Below are 21,075 nucleotides of genomic sequence, written 5' to 3'. Positions count from 1 at the left end.
TTTTTTAATTTTCCCATTCTGTATGAAAAATACCTTCACGATCTAAACGCTCATACGTATGAGAACCAAAATAATCTCGTTGCGCTTGTATTAAATTTAAAGGTAGTTTACTTGAAGTATAGGCATCAAAATAAGTAAGTGAATTTGAAAGCCCTGGTAATGGAATTCCGTTTTGTGCTCCAAATGCCACTAATTCTCTAGCCGCATCTACCGTTTCTTTTATTTTGCTTACAAAATTAGGAGAAAGTAAAAGATTCGGTAATGTCGGCTCAGCTTTAAAAGCTTCGGTAATATCAGCTAATAAACCTGCACGAATAATACAACCTGCCCTCCAAATCTTTGCAATTACGGCAATGTCTAGATTATAACCATATTCTTTTGATGCATCTGCCAATTGGTGCAATCCTTGAGAATAGGTAATAATAAAAGAGAAGTACAAAGCTTTTTCGGTAAGCGCTTCTAATTTCTCTTTATCCATATGAGCAACGGTAGGTCTATCATAAAGTGCATCTGCTTTTACTCTCTCGTCTTTTAATGCGGAAAGTTCTCTCATGCTTACCGCAACATCAATAGATGGTACAGGTATACCCAAGTCCATCGCATTTTGGCTCGTCCATTTACCGGTACCTTTTTGCTTTGCCTTATCTAAAATTTGATCTACTAAACGTCCTTTGGTCAAATCATCTTCTTGTTCAAAAATTTCAGATGTAATTTCAACTAAGAAAGATTGTAACCTACCAGAATTCCATTTGGCAAAAGTGCTATGTAATTCATCATTATTGTAATCGCCTCCTTTTTTAAGTACATCGTATATTTCTGAAGTCAGCTGCATTAAGCCGTATTCAATACCATTGTGAACCATTTTCACATAATTCCCTGCAGATTTTGGACCTAAATAGGCAACACATGGCTCTCCGTTGTATTTAGCGGAAACCGCTTCAAAAATAGGTTTAATATGCTCGTAAGCAGATTTAGAACCTCCGGGCATAATGCTAGGTCCTTTTCTTGCACCTTTTGCACCACCGGAAACCCCTGCACCAAAGAAGTTGATAGCCCTTTCTTGCAATTGCGCTTCTCTTCTGTCCGTATCGGTAAAAAACGAGTTACCGCCATCAATAATAATATCGCCTTTATCTATATGTGGTAAAAGAGATTCTATAACGCCGTCAACAATTTTACCTGCAGGAACCAAAAGCATTATTTTACGAGGTTGCTTTAAGTTCTTTACAAAGGTTTTTATGTTGCTAGAGGCATTGACTTTTTCTACATCTCCACCTAAAGTCTTTAAGGCCTCTACTTTTTCATCATCTAAATCATATCCAAAAGCAGAAAAGCCATTATCTGCTACGTTAAGGATAAAATTTTGTCCCATTACCCCAAGACCTACTAAACCAAAATCGTACATAAATTGTATGTTTTATAATTAAAAGACATTAAAATGTTACAACACTTTAGTTATACTTTGTTGCTAACATAATGTGAATCAAAAATAATTTAAAATATTGACTTTAAATCTAAATAACATCTTAAACAAGCCTAATAATGGCTTACTTTTTAAGATATTTACAAATAAATAGAATTTCAACCTATAATGAAAAAGACAGAAAATCATATGCTCGTAATATTTGGGGCATCTGGAGATTTAACGGCAAGAAAACTGATACCTGCCATATTCAATTTATATAAAGGAAATGATCTTCCTGAAAATTTTGTGGTACTTGGCGTTAGTAGGAGTGATTTGGGCGATTTAAAGTTTAGGAATAAGGTAGTTTTAGAAAGTCCCTATCTAGAAGATGAACGAAAGGAGTTTGATGAGGATTATATTCAAAAATTTGCCGAAAAATTGTTTTATGAAGATTTAGGTTCTGATTACGACACATCATATGAACGATTGGAAAAACGAATTTCAGATTTAGATCAGAAATACGGTACGAACGGAAATCATATATTTTACCTTTCAACACCACCAAGTTTATATGAGCCAATAGCTAAAAACTTGTCCGATCAAGGATTGAATGATGATTCTAATGGTTGGCGTAGACTAATTGTAGAAAAACCATTTGGTTATAGCTTACAATCTGCTAAAGAATTAAATGACGGACTACATACTTACTTTAAGGAAAATCAGATTTTTAGAATTGATCATTACTTAGGTAAAGAAACGGTACAGAATCTACTGGTAACCCGTTTTGCCAATAGTATTTTTGAGCCTCTTTGGAACAGAAACTATATACACCATGTGGAGATTACAAATGCTGAAAGCGTGGGTGTTGAAAAAAGAGGTGGCTATTATGATAAATCTGGGGCATTACGAGATATGTTTCAAAGTCATTTATTGCAAATTGTTGCTTTGATCGTCATGGAGCCGCCATTAAGTTCCGATGCCGAAGAAATTAGAAATGAGAAGTTAAAAGCGTTAAAGTCGTTAAAAATAATGAACGATGAGAAAACGCTTTTTGATAATACCATAAGAGCACAATATGTTGCTTCTAAAATAGATGGTCAAGAGGTAAAGGGATATCGCGAAGAAGAGGGTGTAGATGAAAATTCCACGACAGAAACTTTTGCTGCAATTAAATTTTTTGTAGACAATTGGCGTTGGGCAGATGTACCGTTTTATGTAAGGACAGCCAAACGTATGCCTACCAAAGTGACCGAGGTTGTTATACATTTTAAAACACCGCATCATCAAATATTCAAAGAGTCGGGTATTAGCAATAAAGACAATAAATTAATTATTAGAATACAGCCCGATGAAGGCATTCTAATTAAATTTGGAGTAAAGGTTCCAGGTCAAGGTTTTGAAGTAGAGCGTGCCAATATGGATTTCTACTATTCTAGTTTAACCGAAACTCATGTGATGGAAGCTTATGAAAGATTACTATTAGATGCAATGCAGGGTGATGCAACCCTATATGCAAGGGCTGATGAAGTTGAAGCTGCATGGGCATTTGTAGATCCAATTTTAGAGTATTGGAAAAATGGTAAGGATGTAAAAATGTACGGTTATGCAGCTGGTGTTTGGGGACCTGAAAACGCAAATGATCTTATAGAAGGTGTAGGAGAATGGCGTAATCCAAGTGAGAATCTGGCAGATGAATCTGGCTATTGTGTTATTTGTTAGTCAAAGCGCAAGAAATAATATTAAAGTAAAAAATGGAATTAAAAGTATATCAAAATAAAAATAAGGTAGCAGAAGAGTTTTCTAAGTACTTAATTGAAAAATCAGGTACTCAGAAGGCTTTTCATATTGCCTTATCTGGTGGAAGCACCCCAAAAATAGTTTTTGACGTTCTTGCTGAGCAATTTTCAAAGGATATTGATTGGAACAGCATTCATTTATATTGGGGAGATGAAAGGTGTGTGGAACCCACGGATGCTGAAAGTAACTATAAAATGACAGTAGAACACCTTATTTCTAAGGTTGATATTCCAGAGGGAAATATACATAGAATTAAAGGTGAGGAAGATCCAAAAGAAGAAGCTAAGCGTTACGGAGCGTTATTGGAGGAAGAATTGCCAAAGGCATTAGGTTTACCACAATTTGATCTGGTTATTTTAGGTATGGGAGATGATGGTCATACAGCTTCTATTTTTCCACATGAAATCAATTTATGGGTATCACCGGATAATTGCGAAGTCGCTATTCACCCAGAATCTGGTCAAAGACGAGTATCTCTTACGGGTAGGATAATCAATAATGCTAAAACAGTAGCATTTTTGGTTACAGGCGAAGGTAAGGCAGAGAAAGTAAAGGTAATTGTTGATAGGGAAGAGGGGTATTTAGAATACCCGGCAAGTCACGTAGCACCTAAAACAAAAGACTTGGTCTGGTTTTTAGATGCTGCCGCGGCAAAGCTTCTTACTTCATATCGATCTTAATATTTTCAGATTCCAATTCTTTGATATAATCTTGAGAGTTAAAGGATTTTGACTCGAATTTAGTGTCTCTTTCTTGAGCTTCTAGTTTGCGGTATTTGCTTCTTGCAAATCTTCTGACCCCTTGATCATCTGAAATTATAAGACCGGGCACGGGAACATTTTTACCATCTGTTCCCTTGGCTACCATTGTAAAGTAAGATGAGTTGCAATGCTTTTTGGTGCCAGAGGTAATGTTTTCCGATTCTACACGAACACCAACCACCATAGAAGTACGGCCGGTATAGTTAATACTGGCTTTAAGGGTTACCAATTCTCCTACTTCTATAGGGTTTAGAAAGTTTACACGATTTACCGAAGCTGTTACACAATACTGTTGTGAGTGTTTAGAGGCACAGGCAAAGGCAATTTGATCCATTAAGTTTAATATATGGCCACCGTGTACCTTGCCCCCAAAATTGGAATGGGACGGCAGCATCAATTCTGTTATAGAAACTCTTGATTCTTTTACGCTTTTAAACTTTTCCATAAACTTCTCGCTATAATGTGGTTATTTAATTTCTAAAATGAGGAGATTTTTCTGCATGAACCTCTGTAATAAAGTATTTAGTGTCTCCTAGCCAAAAGAAGGTAGCATAGCGCTCAACATAACTTACTTTTACATATTGCCCTTGATATTCCTTTAATTTGTCTATAACTTCCTTGTCTTTGTCCAATACCGAAAATGAAAATATCTGAGCACCAGAGATTCCTTGGCTTATTTCGCCTTCCCAAGTCTTCACTAATACACCTTTGTGACTAATTTTAATAAGCTCGCCAGATCTAACACCTTCACTGAAGGTTACAAAGTAGATAAAGGCATAATATAAAGCTCCTATGAGTACTATGCCCAATAAAAGTAATGATACTATTTTTTTCATGTGTTTAATTTAAAATTGAATTAATGGTTGTTATCTAATGATTTTATAGGTTCTTCTTCATGTTCATCATCTTCGCTAGCACGATTTAGGATGGACTCAGGAATTGATTTTTTTGCTTTGGCACCCATTTTTTTCAGCTTCTCTATGCTGGTAACAATATTACCACGGCCTTCTACTAATTTGTTCATTGCTCCACGGTATTCACCTTTGGCCTCATCCATCTTTTTGCCAACTTTGGTCAGGTCATTTACAAAACCTTCAAATTTATCATAAAGAGCACCTGCTTGTCTTGCTATTTCAATAGCATTTCGTTGTTGCTTTTCATTGTTCCACATGCTATCTATAGTACGTAAAGTAGCCAAAAGGGTAGAAGGGGTAACAATAATAATGTTCTGCTCAAATGCTTTATTGTATAAAGAGCTATCTTGGTTTATGGCTATTGCAAACGCAGGTTCAATGGGAACGAACATCAATACAAAATCTGGACTCTCCATCTCATAAAGGTCTTCGTATTTTTTGGCGGATAATTGGTCTACATGCCTTCTTAGGGAGTTTATATGGTCTTTTAAGAATTTCTCCTTAATATCATCTTCTGAATTAACATAGCGTTCGTAATCGGTAAGAGATACTTTAGAATCGACTACCATTTTTTTACCATCGGGCAAATTAATGATGACATCTGGTAGCACACGACTACCATCTTCTCGTTTAAAACTTTGCTGAACTATATATTCGCGGTCTTTCTCTAATCCAGATTTTTCAAGAACCCTTTCTAAAACCAATTCTCCCCAATTACCTTGCATCTTGCTATCACCCTTTAATGCCTTGGTCAAATTTTCGGCTTCTTGGGTAATTTTAATGTTCTGGGTTTGTAAATGTAGTAGCTGTTCTTTTAAAGCGGAATGGATACTGATATTCTCTTTCTGACTTTCTTCTACCTTCTTTTCAAACAGAAGAATTTTTTCATTTAAGGGAGTAAGAATATTCTTGATGTTCTTCTCATTACGTTCCGTGAATTTTAAACTCTTTTCTTCCAATATTTTATTGGCAAGATTTTCAAACTCCTTTGTGAATTTTTCTTGAAGCTTTTCAACTTCTTCTTTTTGTTCTTTGTTCTTTAATCGTAAATTATCTAAATCAGCTTGATAACGCACTATTTGGTTTCCCAACTGTTCTTTATCCTTTTGTAATTTAAATTTTTGGTTTTCACTTTCCTTTAATCTATCCTGAAAGACAGAAAGGTTGTTTAGCATTTGCTGCTCTCGTTCCTCTAAAGTGCTTTGGCGCGATTTTGTTTTTAGAAGCTGTATATAATTACCCAAAAAATATCCTATGGCAAGACAAAGGATAGCGATAATTAAGTAAATGTAAATCTCGTTCATATGTGCACTGCAGTAATCATGTAAAGATACTTGATTGCTCAATAAAGTTTAAAAGAGCTGGTCTGTTTTTAATTAACATACCTGCTTTAATTTCTTATAAATGTTGAAAAACCTATTTTTTAATCTTAAAAGAGCCCGTATTGGAGTCAAAAGAAATCATATCGGTAGGGAATAGTGTATCAAAATTCTTGTTCTTTATGAGATTGCATGGTTGGTCAAAAGCATTGTTGACTCCGTCTAAAATCAGCATTTTATCACTTAATTGAATAGCCAATTCAATTTCATGACTAGTATATAAAATAATTTTATTTGTGCTGTGCGCAAGGGTCTTCAGAAGTTTTAAAATAGATACCTTATGATAAAGGTCCAGATGAGAGGTTGGCTCATCAAGTAGAATAATATCTGTATCTTGAATAAGGGCCCGGGCAATAAGAACACGTTGCAATTGCCCGTCACTAAGCTGATAGCATTTTTTGGATAATAACGGTTCAAGAGCTAAGAGTGCAACACTTTTTTTGATAATGGCAGTATCATTAGCTGCCAATTTACCCAACCAATTGGTGTAAGGTTGTCTGCCCAGCGCCAATAACTCATACACAGATAAGTTTTTAGAGGCAATAGGTTCCGTTAAAACGACACTGACCTTAGATGCAATTTGCAATTCACTATAGTCTGTAAGTTCTTTTCCTTCAATTTGTATGGATCCAGAAAGTTTAGGTTGAAAATTACCTAAGGTACGTAACAGTGTAGATTTGCCAATACCGTTTACACCAACTATAGCAGCAAGTTCCCCTTTCATTAAATGAATTGAAATGTTAGAAAGCACTATGTTATCATCATAACCAATATCAAGGTCGTTGACAAGAAATGTGCTATTTGATGTATTCTTATTGATAATCCTGTTTTTAATTAAAAAATCATTTTTCTTTTACGTAACAATAACCATATAACCACTGGTGCACCAAAAATACTGGTAATGGCGTTAATTGGTAAAACACTCATATAACCTGGTAATTGAGCAATAGTATCGCATAACAACATTAAAATGGCTCCGCAGATAAGTACAGCGGGAATTTGAATTTTATGGTCGGTCGTATGAAATATCTGTTTAGTGATATGGGGAACCGCCAGACCTACAAATGCAATAGGACCGGCAAATGCAGTAATTGATCCTGAAAGGAGTCCGGTGGCAACTATAATAATGTACCGAGATTTTTTTAGAGCAATGCCTAAACTTTTAGCGTAGTTCTCACCAAGTAATAATGCATTTAAAGGCTTAATGGAAACAATGCTAAGCGTAATTCCTAAAACCGTACATAAGGCAACGATACTTAATTGTAGCCAGGATAAATTTCCTAAACTGCCAAAGGACCAAAATATATACTGCTGTAGTTTTTCGGCCTTTGTAAAATAAGAAAGTACGCTGACTATGGCAGCAGTAATACTACCGAACATTAGACCAATAATTAACAATGCCATGGTATCCTTAACCTTTGCGGCCACGATCAAGACCAAGAATAAAACTAAAAAACTACCAAGGCTAGATGCAATTGCAAGTGTAAAGTCGTTAAAAGCGGAAAAACTGAAGACTGCCGAGAATAGTGAAGTGCCCATTATTAAAATTGCCGCTCCTAAACTGGCTCCAGAGCTTATGCCCAGAACGTAAGGTCCTGCCAAAGGGTTTCTGAATAAAGTCTGCATTAACAACCCGCTTAATGATAAACCACCACCAACCATAACGGCCGTAATTGCTTTTGGTAGCCTATACTCCCAAATAATATAATAGCTAGAAGATTCTTTAAGTGTAGAGCCAAATATAATTTTAAAAGTATCTGCTAAAGGAATAGCAACAGATCCCAGACAAATATTAATGGAAAGGCAAACTATTAATAGAATTAAAAGTAAAATGAACTGTAGGCTATATGTAGTTTGTTTAAACAATTAAAGCAGTGGTTTAAAAAAGTATGGTGTATAGTTGGGTAACAATCCAGGGTGTAAAATATGAATTAAATCCTTTAAAACTAGATCAGGTCTTTGTGGTGCCAGTTCGTAATATAACGTGCCACCTGTTTCTCCTTTTGTATTTGCCGTAGTAAATACTTTTCTTTTTTTAAAGGCATCAAATCGCATGTAGTGCTCGCTTGCGTCTTGCATTTCTTGGTAAGTGGAAAATTGAGCAGGTCCTATCCAATACTCGGCATGTTGCCCAACATCTAGGGCACTTTCCCAACTTAAAGAAAGACTTCCGTTTTCATCGGTAGAATTCCATAAATACAGGGCATTGGCATCTTTTAGAAAATTGGCTGCCCAGCTTTTGCCTCCCGGCAAATACCAAACATCATTGTACATGGCACCACTAAGTACGGTAGGTTTGCTTTTAGCCCCAGCAGCTAGTTTTTTGGCTTCTAGATAGGATGTTTCAATATTATTAAAGATAGCATCTGCCTTTTGGGTCTTGTTAAAAAATGGAGCAAAAAATTTAATCCATTCCGCTTTTCCCAAGGGTGTTTCTTCAACCCAATCACCATTATAAACTACGGGGATATTAGCGCGTTGTATGGTTTCATAAGTGCTGTTGCCACCGTTTATGGCAAAGCCAAAGATTAAATCTGGTTGCAATGCCAGGACAGCTTCGGTATTTATACTTTCGTTGACACCTAATTCTTTAATTTTTCCGGCATCTATTAATTTTCTTGTTGCTGTAGAAGAAATGTACTTGGTATCTGGAAAGCCAATAAGTTGGTTTAAAGCTCCTAATTCTTCTAAAGCGGGAATATGAGTAGTTGAGGTCACCACAATATGTTCAACAGGCGTTGAAATTATAGCGTCATATTCATTTTTGTTTAAAGTGACACTTGCTTGTAGTTCTTTAGGAACCAAAGCGTAGGTGTATGTAGTTTTGGCATTTGCCCAAGGTTTTAATACCCTGATAATGGTAATGCCGTTACTTTGGTTTTGAATTGAAAAACCATTGGCATATTTTATTAAAGTGCTTTTTGTATTGGTTTTGTTTACAATTGTTTCTTTTTTCTCCTGCTTGCATCCGCATAACAAAAGAAGGTAACTAATAAAAAGCAAGCGTTTTAACATGGTAGTAATTCGTCTATTTTTCAAAAGTAGTATTATAAAAGTTTACTTAGAAAGATTAAACTAAATGTTTACTTTCGCCATGAATTTTGGTTTTCATTGTTTTTTGTAATGAAATTAAAAGGGAATCTAGTGAAAATCTAGAGCTGTTCCCGCAACTGTAAGCTTAGTCTTTGTTTTAAAGATGGCTGCTATTTCTTCGGTACCACTGTTATTAGTTTAATGGGAAGGTGAATAGTAGTACGTAAGTCAGGAGACCTGCCATATTTTTAATTTAAATGCGATGGACTTTCGGGTAAAAAGTCGTTGTTGTGATGAAAAAGTTAATTTCAATAGTACTAGTGTTATGTGCTACAGCTGGGTATGCACAACGAGATTCCATTTTAAAGTTGGATGAAGTTGTGGTGTCCGATAGTAGAGTTAAGCAGTATGCTGAGGGGTATAAAGTAACTGTATTACAAGACAGTATAATACAACGTACTAACGGATCTCTTACCTCTTTACTGGCATTTAATTCTAACATTTATTTTAAAGAGAATGGATTTGGAATGGTTTCTTCTCCTGCTTTTAGAGGAACCAATGCGTCTCATACCGCAGTTATATGGAATGGTATAAATATAAACTCACAGTTAAACGGACAAGTAGATTTTAATACCATAAACCCATTTAACTACAATTCTATTAGCATTCGTAGTGGCGGTGGAAGCGTGCAGTATGGCTCAGGAGCTATAGGCGGTAGTATTCATTTAAATAGCGATTTATTATTTAAAGAGCACTTTGATAATCAAGTTTCTATTGGTTATGGAAGTTATAAAACAAAAAAAATAAATTTTAATCAGAGTTATGGTAGCCGATTAATGTCCTACAGTTTAGGGGTTAATTATAATGCATCGGATAATAACTATAAGTATTTAAACACCGGTGAGGAGAATAAGAATGGCGAGTTTAATAATCTAAATTTAAATTGGAATATAGGTTATGTTCTTTCTGAAAATCAGATACTGAAGTTATACCATCAAACTTTTATTAGTGATAGAAATTTGTCGGGAAACTTGGTGGTTTTAGGTAGAAGTAAGTATAAAGATAACCAGTATAGAACTCAGTTAGAGTGGGGGAGTTATGGACCAAAAGCGATATCTAAAATAAAACTAGCCTACTTGCAAGAAGAGTATAAATATTTTGAGAATAAAGATGCGGCTATTTACTCCTTTGGGAAGGTGTCTAATTTTTTAGCTAGATATTCTCTGGATTATAAGCTTTCCAAATTTTTTAGACTTAACTCTTTTTTGGAATATAATAACTATAAAGGCGCGGGGGATAGTTTTGGAAGTCCAAAAAGGGATGATTTTTCTGCGACGGCCCTATTAAAACATATTATTTCATCTACAATAGCCTACAATTTGAGTGTTAGGCAAGACTTTTCTTCAGATTTCTCAAGTCCGTTGGTTTTTTCGTTTGATGGTAGTTATAGTCTTACGGACAATTACCAGGTAAAGATAAATGCATCAAAAAATTTTAGGACTCCCACCTTCAATGATTTGTATTGGCAACCAGGTGGAAATTTAGAGCTTGTTCCTGAAAAATCATACCAGTTAGATTTTGGGAATGTTTTAAATATTGGGGCTGTCTCTATGGAATATAACGGGTATTATATTTCAACAAAAGACATGATTAAATGGTTGCCCAATAATGAAGGGGTTTGGTCTCCTATAAATATAGACGATGTTGAAATTTACGGAGCCGAGGCAAAAATAGAAGCAAATTATTCTTTAGGTAAAAACCAAGAGCTGGGGATTAAGACAAATTATGCCTATACCGTCTCAGAAGATAAGAGTACTAATGAACAGTTAATTTATGTGCCATTCCATACGGCAAACGGTTCGTTAGAATATAGAATAGCAGACTTAAATTTGTTTTATCAGCATTTGTATAATGGTTCTGTATCTATTGTTGGAGGGGAATTGAAAGAATATCAAGTAGCTAATCTTGGGGCAACTTATACAGCGGATATATTGAAAAAAGATTTAAAATACACCATAGGAGTTACTATTAACAATGTGTTTAATTCATATTACGAAAACGTAGCATTACGTCCTATGCCCAACAGAAATATACAAACACAATTAATATTAAATTTTTAAAAATGAAATTGAAACACTTTATGTTAACAGCGGCTTTCGCCTCATTTATACTTACATCTTGTAGTGATGATGATGATATGCCAACACCGGGAACAATAGGAATAGCTACAACAGAAGATAGTTATGATGAGGGAGAAGGAACAGTAGGAATAACCATCAGTACTACAAGCGTAAATGCTATGGATGTAACCATTAATTATGAAGTAACAGGAACAGCCACTGAAGGGGAGGACTATCAATCTTTATCAGGGTCGGTGGTTTTACCGGCAGGGGAAACATCAGTACAAGAAAGTTTAATTTTAATTGATGATACGGAGGTGGAATCTTCAGAAGAGGTAATTTTTACTATTACATCTACTAATAATGAAGAGGATATTGTGGGAGCTAATAGTTCTTTAATAGTAACAATTACGGATAATGATTCTTACCCATTTGAAAATGGAATATTGGTTTCTCATGAAGGAAATTTTATGCAAGGAAATGCTTCTATTTCTTTTGTTTCGGATGATTTAGCCACTGTGGAAAACGATATTTTTAAAACAGTAAATGATGCAGATGCATTAGGGGACAATGCACAGAGTATGTCCTTTTACGAAAATATGGCTTATATAGTAATGAATGGTTCCCAGAAGATAGAAGTTGTAAATCGTTATACTTTTGAGTCTGTTGCCACAATTGGAGGGCCAAGCGAGACAGATTTTTTAAACCCTCGTTATATGGCAATAGCTAATGGTAAAGGATATGTTACAAATTGGGGAGACGGTTCTAATCCTGATGATGATTATGTTGCTGTGATCGACTTAGAAACAAATACCGTAGAATCTACTATTTCAGTTGCGGAAGGACCAGAGAAAATTATAGTGAAGGATAATACCGTTTATGTAGCGCTCCAAGGAGGGTTTAATCAAAATAACGGGGTTACTGTAATTGATGCTACCACCAATACGGTTACTACGACCATTACAGTAGGAGATCGCCCTAATTCAATGCAATTAGATGCTAGTGGAAATCTTTGGGTATTATCAAGTGGAAATCCATCTTGGACCGGAAATGAGACTGCCGGACAAATAGATTATATTAATACTACGGATAATACGGTTACAACAACTATGAATTATGCAGTTACGGAACATCCAGGTAATTTAGAAATTGATGGAGCTACTCTTTATTATTATTCTGGAGGGTCTGTGTATGCTATGGATACTACAACAAGTGTATTGCCAACAACTGCGGAAATTGAAGGTCTTAATTTTTATGATATGGCTGTTATTGATGGTAAACTTTATGGGGTAGATGCCAAAGATTTTGTCAGCAATGGCTCTTTAGAGGTTTATGATTTATCAGATAATACCTTATTGGCTTCTAAAACAGTTTCTATTATTCCAGGAGGTATATATTTTAATGAAACAGCAGCAAGATAAAATCTAATTAAAAAGTACAATTTTCATTAGTCTAAATAACAGATTATTGTAAAATTTAATAATATAAAAAGCTGAACAATGATACTATTGTTCAGCTTTTTTTAAATCGTTTTTTGGCTTCTTGTATTTAAAAGCGCAATATTAAAGCCAATGCTTTAAATAACGTATTGGAATAGGTTAGAACTCTAAATCATAAACGGTATCATCCACCATCTTATCGCTCATCAAACTATTTTCTTTAGAACTGCTAATAATATTGATGGGGTATTTAACCGTAAAGTCGCGTTTACCGGTAGTACCGGTAATTACCTCAATGGCTTTTGCCAATAAAGGTTCGTTTTCTTCCCCAATAATACCAAGGTTGCTATAATCTTCTTTCAACTCATAATCTGGTTGTAAACCGCTTGTAAAATCATAAAAACCATCGGCATTTTCATTCCTGCCAATTAAGGGTTGTATTGCCCATTGATTGTCCGGGTTAATATTGTTGACTCTTGATGGTGTGTATAAATATGAGTTTTCCCTATCATCTACCAATGTGGTGGAAAATTCATTTTTACCTCTGGTAACATCACCAATTTGAATAACATCTATATAAGGCTCCAAGCTATTGATCAATAATTCACTGGCAGAAGCAGAACTAGCAGACGTAATAACATATAATTTGTTAAAGCCTAAAGAATTAATGGTCTCCCCATTAATCTTATCGGCAAAATATACCTCTAACTGACTATCGTTAAATTGTTCTTGTAGTTTATCGTTGTATCTCTTTCTAAGAAAAATATCGGATGTGTTGGTGCCATAAATCATACTGGCTAATAATCTTGTAGTATTTACAGATCCACCTGGGTTGTAGCGTAAATCCATAACTAGATTGGTAATACCGGCAGATTTCAAATCTTGAACTGCAGCGTACAGGTCGTCATCATATTCATTGGTAAATTGGTTGTACATGATATAGCCAATGTTTTCTCCGGCAATGGTAAAAGATTTGGAAAGAAAAACAGGATTTTCAGCCAGACCTTCTTCTTTTGTTAAGGTTACCTCTTCTTCGTTAGGAACAATATTACCATTCTCAAAGTCTGCCATGTTCAAGGTATACGTATCATTATCGCCAAAAAGCAGACCAATGTAATTGTCAATGGTCAATGTTTGGCCATCAACTCCGGTAAACAGATCTCCACGTTGAATATTGGCAGAGGTCGCATTGGAATTTGGAACAATGTAGCGAACAAATCCAAAAATTTCATCGCTATCTTGAAATTGGACAAGACCAAACTCCAGGCCATTACTTTTAGAAATACCTGCCAACGAATTTGTAAGCTCACGATAATCTTCATTAAAAAAGCTAAATCTGTCTTCTATATATTGTAGTTTATTCTCGAAAAATGATGCAGGGTCATCTTCAGAATCTAAAAATGCGGTATAGGCAGCTCTACCTTCTTCCGTATTTTCAAAACGATCATCTGCTAAGTCATCTACGTTAGCTTGCCAGAAATACCAAAAGTTCATGGCCTTCCACATGAAATCCTGTACTTCTACATCTGCAGAGCCATCTGGGTCTACCGTATTTGGTAATGAAAGATCATCATCTTTTGAGCATGACAATGCTAGTACGGCAGCAAACACTATTATTATCTTCTTCATACTAAGTGTAACTAAAATGTTTTGATTTTATTTCTTTTCAGATACAGGTATTTTAGCAACAGGAACACTGTTGTTCAATAATAGTGTTGTATTTCTCGGGTTATATAGTTTTGAACTAGAAACAACATTGGCTGGTAAAATCACATCAAACTTTCTTCTAGCTCCATTACCGTTGATTTCCTGTATGGCTCTTGCCAATAGAGGTTCATTTGCATCACCCAAAACTCCTAAGTTGGTAACATCTTCTGAAAGTTCAATATCAGGAATTAATCCATCCACATAGTCAGAAAATCCAGCACTATTTTCAACCCTACTTATTATTGGCTGAAGTCCCCACTGTACATTAGGATTAATATTATCAACTCTTTCAGGGTCATAGACATTACCACCTTCTGGATCATCCACAAATAGTACAGAGCCTTGGTTTTTACCAACGGTAGTACCACCTATATGTACTACATCAATATAAGGTTCCAAACCAACCATCACTAATTCACTAGCAGATGCAGAAGCTTCTGTAGCTATGATATACACTTTATTTAAATTTAATGTATTCAACGCCGCACCTGAATTACCATCTGAAGTACCGGTGGTGCTAACAAAATAATTATCCGTTAAACTACTATCAAATTCTGCTTGTAATTTGGCATTATAGATTGTTTTAAATAAAAGGTCGTTGGTGTTGGTGCCCTTGATTAAACTGGCCAAAACAGCAGCAGTAGATCCTCTACCACCTGGGTTATAACGTAAATCCAATACCAGTTCATTTACACCTTGTGCTATGAAATCCGCAAAAACTGAATTAAGGTTATCTTCAGATCCAGATACGAATTGGTTGTACATTAAGTATCCAATTTTTTTGTCTCCAGATGTAATAACGGTATTTACATGGATAGGATTTTCAATTAATCCTTCAGTTTTGGTTAGGGTTACTTTTTTATCACTAGGGCTTATGCCACCATCAACAATATCAGCCATGTTAAGTGTGTAGGTATCATTATTCCCAAAAAGTAATTCTATATAATTATCAAGGTTTAATGTTTGACCATCAACCCCAATAAATAAATCGCCTCTTTTAATGTCTTTGCCCGAAGCATCAGAATCCTTTACAATGTACTCTACAAAACCAAATACGTCTTCGGTACCAGAGATAAGACCTAAACCAAATTGTAGACCGTTACTTTTAGAAATACCTGCAGAACTGTTTACCAATTCGGTATAATCATCGCTATAAAAGGTAAATCTATCTTCGGAAAACAACAATTTGTTTTCTAATAAAGCAACCGGATCATCATTTTCTGCAAGATATTCTTCGTAAGCAGTCTGTGTATCAAATCGATCATCTGCTAAATCTGGTACATCTCCTTGCCAGAAATAATAAAGGTTCAGTGTTTGCCAAAAAAAGTTTTGGACTTCAATGTCAACTTCTACCGTTTCTTCTTCCTCTTCAGGATTTTCAATTTCTTCTTCTTCAACTACGGGGTCGTTATCATCATTACTACATGACATTGTAATAAGACCTAGACAAAGGAGGGACAAGAAAAATTTTTTCATAGTTATTTTTAATTTTAATTAAAGTGTACTGCTTTAGCCAATTTATAAGCTATCATAAACTATACCGAAAACAGAAGTTTAAATAAGTACGTATATAATTAGTAATAGGATGTTAAATTTACTTACAAGTCAAGGAAATAAAAATTAATTGTAACAAAAATCGTTCAGCGTCGTCTTCTTTTTATAAACCTGTAAGAAAGGTTACAGACAGCCAAACCAAAATGAAACAAACGGAGTTTTTAAATATTGTATTACCATTTAAGGATAAGTTGTTCCGTATGGCCAAAAGGTTGTTGGTGTCTACAGAAGAGGCAGAAGATGCAACTCAAGAGATACTGATAAAGCTTTGGTCAAAAAAGAATAAAATGGAAAGTTATAATAATGTAGAGGCATTTGCCATGACCATGACCAAGAACTTTTGCTTAGATCGTTTAAAATCTAAACAAGCGGGAAATTTAAAATTGGTACATAGTAATTATACCGATGCCAGTACATCTTTGCAAAGCGAATTAGAGGCAAAAGATAGTATTGATTGGGTTGAGAGAATTATGGCGGAATTACCTGAGCAGCAGAAAATGGTATTACAATTACGGGATGTTGAACAATATGAATATGAAGAGATAGAAAAATTATTGGATATGAAACCTACGGCCATACGGGTAGCTTTGTCCAGAGCAAGAAAAACGGTAAGGGAAAAATTAATGGAAAAGCATAATTATGGAATTGCATAACATAGAAAAATTAATAGAAAAGTATTTTGATGCGACCACTACGATTGCAGAAGAAGAAATACTTAGGAAGTACTTTTCAGAGGGTAACATTGCTCCGCACTTAGAGCAGCATGCACCTATGTTCAATTACTTCACAAAAGCAAAAGAAGAGCGCTTTACAAAGCAGGTGCCATTAAAACCTAGAAAAAATTATTTGAAATGGGCATCCGTTGCTGCAATTGCAATCTTTATGGTAGGGCTATATTTTTATGAACCTACACCACCTCCGGTTACTTTGGCAGATGAGTACACCCCAGAGGAAATAGCATCTGCAAAAGAGGCCTTGGCCTTATTGGCAATGAATTTTAATAAGGGTACAGAGCAACTGAACCATTTAAATGAATTTGAAAAGACAACGAATAAATTTTTAACGAAAAGTAATTAAAATGAAAAAGATACTAGTATTAACACTGTTGGTGTTAGCCCCGGTAATAATTAACGCTCAAGATATTTTTGAAAAATATGAGGATAATGATAAGGTAACCTTTGTTGCCATGCAGCCCAAAATGTTTCAAATGTTGGGTAAAATGAGTGTAAGTTCAGACGATCCGGAGGCAAAGGAATTTTTTGAGTTAGTAAATTCCATAACCAGTTTTAAGGTAATCACAACTGAAGATGCGGCAATTTCCAAAGACGTGGATAGTTGGGTAACCAATAGACTTAAGAGTTCTTCTTTTGAAGAGTTGATGAGAGTACGTGACGGTAGCTCTAATGTAAAGTTTTATGTAAAAGAAGGTAAGGACAGTGATCACGTTAAAGAACTATTGATGTTCGTAACAGGGTTAAAAGACATGGATATAGATGTAAATGGTAAGAAATTGGAAACAGTCCTGTTATCCTTGACCGGAGATATCAATTTAAGGTCAGTATCTAAGTTGACCGATAAAATGGATTTGCCGGGTGGTGACCAACTGGGTAAAGCAGCTAAAAACGGAAATTAAAAATGAATTAAGTGTGTTATATTTTACAGGGCACGCTTAATTATAAGTCAATAATTCATCAATCACCAGATCCTGTAACGGGTGAAGGTATTTAAAATCAACAATCATGAAAAAAGTAGCAGTAGTATTTTTAATGGCAATTTTACCCGCGTTGGGTTTTTCACAATCCGTATTCGATAAATATGAAAATATGGATAACGTAGGGTCCGTAATAGTAAATAAGGGTATGATAGACCTTGTATCTAAATTTGGAAATCTTAGTGATGACAAAGAGGCTCAGGAGTTTATGGAAATAGCCAGCGGATTAAAAAATGTGAAGGTCTTTATGACTGAAGATGCAAACGTATCTGCAGACATGTCATCTACGGTAAAGAAGTACCTGAAATCTTCTAAACTAGAAGAATTAATGCGGGTCAAGGATAAAGATGTAAATGTAAAGTTCTATATAAAAGACGGTAAAAAGAAAGACCATGTCTCAGAATTGTTAATGTTCGTTAGTGGTTTGGAGAATGTAGATGTTGGTCATAACGGTAGAAAACTTGAAACCGTACTTGTAAGTCTTACAGGAGATATAGATTTAAATAAAATAGGAACATTGACCAGTAAAATGGACCTGCCAAAGGATTTGAACAAAGCATCTGGAAAGTAAAAGTTTAATGAAAAGGTCTTCTATATATTTAGGGGACCTTTTTCCTAAAAAAAAACATAGTATGAAATATGTATATTGGATGATGGTTGTAATTTTTGGTTTAACCATGTCATCGTGTTCATCTGAACAAAGTTTACAAGAATATTATATTGCCAATGCAGAGAATCCGAATTTTATGTCTTTTGATTTGCCTTCCAGCTTATTGAATTTGGAAAAGGCAAATTTGAGTGCATCTGAAAAAGAAGCGGCTTCTTCCCTTAAGAAGTTGAATATTTTGGCATTTCAAAAAAAACCTGATAACGAAGCAGATTATCTGGTACAAAAAAAGACTATTAAATCAATACTGAAAGGTTCAGATTATAGTGAGCTGATGAAAATGAATACCCCTTTTGGTAAGGCGACTCTACAGCTAAAGGAAGTTGGAGACACTATTGATGAGGTTATTATTTACGGTGATAACGATGAGAAAGGACTTGTTTTGGTTCGTGTTTTAGGAGATGACATGAATCCGGCCAGTTTTGTTCAATTAATTCAGGCAATGGAGAAATCTAATTTTGAAGGTAAAGGTTTAGAACAACTTGGCGATTTAATAAAAGGTTAAGAACAAGTTTTATTTTGTTTAAGAACAGCCCGTTACGTTTACGTAACGGGTTTTTATTTGCTGTAAAATTGTGCAACGGTTATTTTTAATGTGACCATTCAAACAAATTGGTGTCATAATAAATGAGAACAATTAAATAACAACCTAAACAAAAATTAAAAATGGAAAAAACACAAGTATGGATTGACAAAGGGATTGAATTAGCCATGGAATACGGTCCTAAAATTATATTAGCTCTTTTAATATATATTATTGGTTCCTGGATAATCAAGAAATTGATAGGAGTTGTAAATAAAGGAATGACCAAGCAACAGTATGATGAGTCGCTTAGAAAGTTCTTACTGAATTTGGCGAAATGGGCACTTACCGTATTTTTGATAATTACCGTTATTTCAACGTTAGGAGTAGAGACAACAAGTTTTGCAGCGGTTATTGCGGCGGCTGGTCTTGCAATTGGTCTAGCGTTACAAGGGTCACTTTCTAATTTTGCGGGCGGTGTATTGCTTATCATCTTTAAACCTTATAAAATAGGGGATTTAATTGAAGCTCAGGGTGTATTGGGTAGTGTAAAGGAAATAGAGATTTTTACCACCAAACTAATAACCCCGGAAAATAAATTGGCAATAGTACCTAATGGTGCAATGGCAAACGGAAACATTGTAAACTATACTGCAGAAGGTAAAATTAGAGTAGATACAACAGTAGGTGTAGATTATGGTTCTGATTTACAGAAAACAAAAGAAGTGTTACAGGCAATGTTAGAAGCTAATCCAAAAGTGCTTAAAGATCCGGCTCCATCTGTAAATGTATCTGAATTGGCAGATAGTTCAGTAAACTTGGCCGTACGCCCTTTCTGTAAGCCAGAAGATTACTGGGATGTTTACTTTGCCACCATTGAAGGTACTAAGAAAGCATTAGATGGTGCAGGTATAGAAATACCTTACCCACATGAAGTTCAAATTAATAAATAATATAGTCTAGTTAGTTAATAAAAAGCCCGTTGAACTTGCTCAACGGGCTTTTTTAATTTTATTCGATAGTCTCATATAAAATACTTTGAGCCTTATCTTAATTCATTTAATCTTTTGCAATTTGTAGATTATTTTTTCCAAAATCCAAGGTTCTAATAGGGAACGGAATGTTGATGTCGCGTTCGTCAAAATGTTTCTTGATTATTTTAATGGCTTTGTGTCTTGCTGCATGTTCCTGTTTTACATTTACACAGTCTGCCCAAAAGCGCACCATAAAATTGATGGAACTATCTCCAAATTCCGTAAAAAAGAATTCTACATCTTCACCGTCGTTTTGTTGAAAGTTGTCGCTGATAATTTTTACGGTAAGGTCTTCTACCATTTGTAAGTCGCTTTCATAGCCAACACCACAGTTTACAAAGATTCTATTTCTATTGTTCATAGAATAATTGGTGAAAGATCCATCTATAAATTTGGAATTTGGAATCACCACTACATTATTGTCGGGTTTTTTTAGAATTATGTTTCGTAAGCTAATTTCCGTAACAAAACCAGATACACCATCTGCCGTAATAAAGTCATTTATTTTTAGCTGTGGCATGAACGAGAGTATGAGTCCGCCAAAGGTATTGCTCAAGGTACCTTGTAGAGCTAAACCAATTGCTAAACCAACTACACCTGCACCTGCTAAAATACTTGTTAAAACCTTATCTAAGTCCAAAACCCCAAGGGCTATAAAGAAACCTATTAAAATAATGACAACAAAAACTACTTTGGCTATAATTTCTTGAATAGAAACTTGTGATATTTTTCTTAGTATGGTCTTCTTAAGTAATTTCCGTATTCCTCTTGCTAGAAAATAAAATAAGAACATTACCAAAACAGCCATGGCGAAATTTGGTAATTTTAAAATGATGGATTCTAGCCATCCATCTAATTTATCCCATAAATTACTTATGGATTCTTCAACTGAGAAATTTGTTTGCATACAATTTTAGATTTGTGTTCGTAAGGAATATATAGGATACGAATCACAATCTAAAATGCAAATCGCCCAAAACGGGCGATATGAAGTCTTTGAATTAAAGAAAAATTTTAATGCATTAAAATTG

Annotated in this window: 20 protein-coding genes and 1 riboswitch; of the genes, 10 read left to right on the top strand and 10 right to left on the bottom strand. The window is 34.9% G+C overall.

The window, feature by feature from the left end:
• Positions 1–4: 4 nt before the first annotated feature.
• On the bottom strand, positions 5–1,405 hold the full coding sequence (gndA, locus tag CSC80_RS16455) for an NADP-dependent phosphogluconate dehydrogenase (protein WP_099193089.1): 1,401 nt from the start codon (positions 1,403–1,405) through the stop codon (positions 5–7).
• 186 nt (positions 1,406–1,591) lie between these two features.
• Here gndA and zwf point away from each other — a divergent pair, with 186 nt between their 5' ends.
• Together zwf and pgl are read left to right on the top strand one after the other, a co-directional pair.
• The gene (gene zwf / locus CSC80_RS16450; RefSeq protein ID WP_099193088.1) at positions 1,592–3,124 is read left to right on the top strand and encodes a glucose-6-phosphate dehydrogenase; all 1,533 of its coding nucleotides are present in this window, start codon (positions 1,592–1,594) and stop codon (positions 3,122–3,124) included.
• 32 nt (positions 3,125–3,156) lie between these two features.
• The gene (pgl, locus tag CSC80_RS16445) at positions 3,157–3,882 is read left to right on the top strand and encodes a 6-phosphogluconolactonase (RefSeq protein ID WP_099193087.1); all 726 of its coding nucleotides are present in this window, start codon (positions 3,157–3,159) and stop codon (positions 3,880–3,882) included.
• On the opposite strand, the gene CSC80_RS16440 is transcribed toward pgl, so the two are convergent.
• From CSC80_RS16440 to CSC80_RS16415, 6 genes are all read right to left on the bottom strand, one after another.
• On the bottom strand, positions 3,863–4,408 hold the full coding sequence (locus CSC80_RS16440; RefSeq protein ID WP_058103043.1) for an acyl-CoA thioesterase: 546 nt from the start codon (positions 4,406–4,408) through the stop codon (positions 3,863–3,865). The two genes, pgl and CSC80_RS16440, sit on opposite strands and share 20 nt — an antisense overlap.
• Positions 4,409–4,433: 25 nt before the next feature.
• Positions 4,434–4,799, bottom strand: a complete 366-nt coding sequence (locus tag CSC80_RS16435; RefSeq protein WP_058103042.1) for a hypothetical protein — start codon at positions 4,797–4,799, stop codon at positions 4,434–4,436.
• 20 nt (positions 4,800–4,819) lie between these two features.
• Entirely contained in the window at positions 4,820–6,181 is a 1,362-nt protein-coding gene (gene rmuC / locus CSC80_RS16430; RefSeq protein WP_099193086.1) for a DNA recombination protein RmuC, read from the bottom strand.
• 112 nt (positions 6,182–6,293) lie between these two features.
• Positions 6,294–7,007, bottom strand: a complete 714-nt coding sequence (locus CSC80_RS16425; RefSeq protein ID WP_262497249.1) for an ABC transporter ATP-binding protein — start codon at positions 7,005–7,007, stop codon at positions 6,294–6,296.
• Positions 7,008–7,090: 83 nt separating this feature from the next.
• Entirely contained in the window at positions 7,091–8,122 is a 1,032-nt protein-coding gene (locus CSC80_RS16420) for an iron ABC transporter permease (protein WP_180268632.1), read from the bottom strand.
• On the bottom strand, positions 8,123–9,295 hold the full coding sequence (locus CSC80_RS16415; RefSeq protein ID WP_236973420.1) for an ABC transporter substrate-binding protein: 1,173 nt from the start codon (positions 9,293–9,295) through the stop codon (positions 8,123–8,125).
• 46 nt (positions 9,296–9,341) lie between these two features.
• Positions 9,342–9,549, top strand: a riboswitch (cobalamin riboswitch).
• Positions 9,550–9,582: 33 nt separating this feature from the next.
• Between CSC80_RS16415 and CSC80_RS16410 the strand changes: the two genes are divergently transcribed.
• Both CSC80_RS16410 and CSC80_RS16405 read left to right on the top strand, forming a co-directional pair.
• Positions 9,583–11,409 (top strand): TonB-dependent receptor, encoded by a 1,827-nt coding sequence (locus CSC80_RS16410; protein ID WP_099193083.1) that lies wholly within the window; start codon positions 9,583–9,585, stop codon positions 11,407–11,409.
• A 2-nt stretch (positions 11,410–11,411) separates the two neighbouring features.
• On the top strand, positions 11,412–12,830 hold the full coding sequence (locus CSC80_RS16405) for a DUF5074 domain-containing protein (protein WP_099193082.1): 1,419 nt from the start codon (positions 11,412–11,414) through the stop codon (positions 12,828–12,830).
• 177 nt (positions 12,831–13,007) lie between these two features.
• Here the strand turns inward: CSC80_RS16405 and CSC80_RS16400 are convergent, their stop codons facing one another.
• Positions 13,008–14,477 carry a S41 family peptidase gene (locus CSC80_RS16400; RefSeq protein WP_099193081.1) on the bottom strand — a complete coding sequence of 490 codons (1,470 nt, stop codon included), beginning with the start codon at positions 14,475–14,477 and terminating at the stop codon, positions 13,008–13,010.
• A 27-nt stretch (positions 14,478–14,504) separates the two neighbouring features.
• On the bottom strand, positions 14,505–16,031 hold the full coding sequence (locus CSC80_RS16395) for a S41 family peptidase (protein ID WP_099193080.1): 1,527 nt from the start codon (positions 16,029–16,031) through the stop codon (positions 14,505–14,507).
• A gap of 221 nt (positions 16,032–16,252) precedes the next feature.
• On the opposite strand from CSC80_RS16395, the gene CSC80_RS16390 reads away from it, so the two are divergent.
• The 6 genes from CSC80_RS16390 to CSC80_RS16365 all read left to right on the top strand — a co-directional run bounded on the left by CSC80_RS16390 (position 16,253) and on the right by CSC80_RS16365 (position 19,963).
• Positions 16,253–16,762, top strand: a complete 510-nt coding sequence (locus tag CSC80_RS16390; protein WP_058103033.1) for an RNA polymerase sigma factor — start codon at positions 16,253–16,255, stop codon at positions 16,760–16,762.
• Positions 16,749–17,186 carry a hypothetical protein gene (locus CSC80_RS16385; RefSeq protein WP_099193079.1) on the top strand — a complete coding sequence of 146 codons (438 nt, stop codon included), beginning with the start codon at positions 16,749–16,751 and terminating at the stop codon, positions 17,184–17,186. Before CSC80_RS16390 ends, CSC80_RS16385 begins: the two co-directional genes overlap by 14 nt.
• 1 nt (position 17,187) lies before the next feature.
• Positions 17,188–17,742 (top strand): DUF4252 domain-containing protein, encoded by a 555-nt coding sequence (locus CSC80_RS16380; protein ID WP_058103031.1) that lies wholly within the window; start codon positions 17,188–17,190, stop codon positions 17,740–17,742.
• A gap of 106 nt (positions 17,743–17,848) precedes the next feature.
• Positions 17,849–18,391, top strand: a complete 543-nt coding sequence (locus CSC80_RS16375) for a DUF4252 domain-containing protein (protein ID WP_099193078.1) — start codon at positions 17,849–17,851, stop codon at positions 18,389–18,391.
• A gap of 61 nt (positions 18,392–18,452) precedes the next feature.
• Complete coding sequence (locus CSC80_RS16370; RefSeq protein WP_099193389.1) at positions 18,453–18,992, top strand: DUF4252 domain-containing protein; 540 nt, start codon at positions 18,453–18,455, stop codon at positions 18,990–18,992.
• Positions 18,993–19,153: 161 nt separating this feature from the next.
• Positions 19,154–19,963: a mechanosensitive ion channel domain-containing protein gene (locus tag CSC80_RS16365; protein ID WP_058103028.1), complete on the top strand. Its 810-nt coding sequence runs from the start codon at positions 19,154–19,156 to the stop codon at positions 19,961–19,963.
• A gap of 106 nt (positions 19,964–20,069) precedes the next feature.
• Here the strand turns inward: CSC80_RS16365 and CSC80_RS16360 are convergent, their stop codons facing one another.
• Complete coding sequence (locus CSC80_RS16360) at positions 20,070–20,951, bottom strand: mechanosensitive ion channel family protein (protein ID WP_058103027.1); 882 nt, start codon at positions 20,949–20,951, stop codon at positions 20,070–20,072.
• Positions 20,952–21,075 lie beyond the last annotated feature (124 nt).

The organism is Maribacter sp. 6B07 (assembly GCF_002700155.1).
Taxonomy (GTDB): Bacteria; Bacteroidota; Bacteroidia; order Flavobacteriales; family Flavobacteriaceae; genus Maribacter; species Maribacter dokdonensis.
The sequence above is the reverse complement of the archived record's forward strand: the minus strand, read 5'-3'. Positions and strand labels throughout refer to the sequence as shown.

Bases quoted from the DNA above. Each gene is read 5' to 3' on its own strand.
- CSC80_RS16370 (WP_099193389.1), top strand. From the start codon at position 18,453: ATGAAATATGTATATTGGATGATGGTTGTAATTTTTGGTTTAACCATG.
- CSC80_RS16395 (WP_099193080.1), bottom strand. From the start codon at position 16,031: ATGAAAAAATTTTTCTTGTCCCTCCTTTGTCTAGGTCTTATTACAATG.
- zwf (WP_099193088.1), top strand. From the start codon at position 1,592: ATGAAAAAGACAGAAAATCATATGCTCGTAATATTTGGGGCATCTGGA.
- CSC80_RS16380 (WP_058103031.1), top strand. From the start codon at position 17,188: ATGAAAAAGATACTAGTATTAACACTGTTGGTGTTAGCCCCGGTAATA.
- CSC80_RS16375 (WP_099193078.1), top strand. From the start codon at position 17,849: ATGAAAAAAGTAGCAGTAGTATTTTTAATGGCAATTTTACCCGCGTTG.
- CSC80_RS16405 (WP_099193082.1), top strand. From the start codon at position 11,412: ATGAAATTGAAACACTTTATGTTAACAGCGGCTTTCGCCTCATTTATA.
- gndA (WP_099193089.1), bottom strand. From the start codon at position 1,405: ATGTACGATTTTGGTTTAGTAGGTCTTGGGGTAATGGGACAAAATTTT.
- rmuC (WP_099193086.1), bottom strand. From the start codon at position 6,181: ATGAACGAGATTTACATTTACTTAATTATCGCTATCCTTTGTCTTGCC.
- CSC80_RS16360 (WP_058103027.1), bottom strand. From the start codon at position 20,951: ATGCAAACAAATTTCTCAGTTGAAGAATCCATAAGTAATTTATGGGAT.
- CSC80_RS16390 (WP_058103033.1), top strand. From the start codon at position 16,253: ATGAAACAAACGGAGTTTTTAAATATTGTATTACCATTTAAGGATAAG.
- CSC80_RS16385 (WP_099193079.1), top strand. From the start codon at position 16,749: ATGGAATTGCATAACATAGAAAAATTAATAGAAAAGTATTTTGATGCG.
- pgl (WP_099193087.1), top strand. From the start codon at position 3,157: ATGGAATTAAAAGTATATCAAAATAAAAATAAGGTAGCAGAAGAGTTT.
- CSC80_RS16440 (WP_058103043.1), bottom strand. From the start codon at position 4,408: ATGGAAAAGTTTAAAAGCGTAAAAGAATCAAGAGTTTCTATAACAGAA.
- CSC80_RS16435 (WP_058103042.1), bottom strand. From the start codon at position 4,799: ATGAAAAAAATAGTATCATTACTTTTATTGGGCATAGTACTCATAGGA.
- CSC80_RS16365 (WP_058103028.1), top strand. From the start codon at position 19,154: ATGGAAAAAACACAAGTATGGATTGACAAAGGGATTGAATTAGCCATG.
- CSC80_RS16400 (WP_099193081.1), bottom strand. From the start codon at position 14,477: ATGAAGAAGATAATAATAGTGTTTGCTGCCGTACTAGCATTGTCATGC.
- CSC80_RS16410 (WP_099193083.1), top strand. From the start codon at position 9,583: ATGAAAAAGTTAATTTCAATAGTACTAGTGTTATGTGCTACAGCTGGG.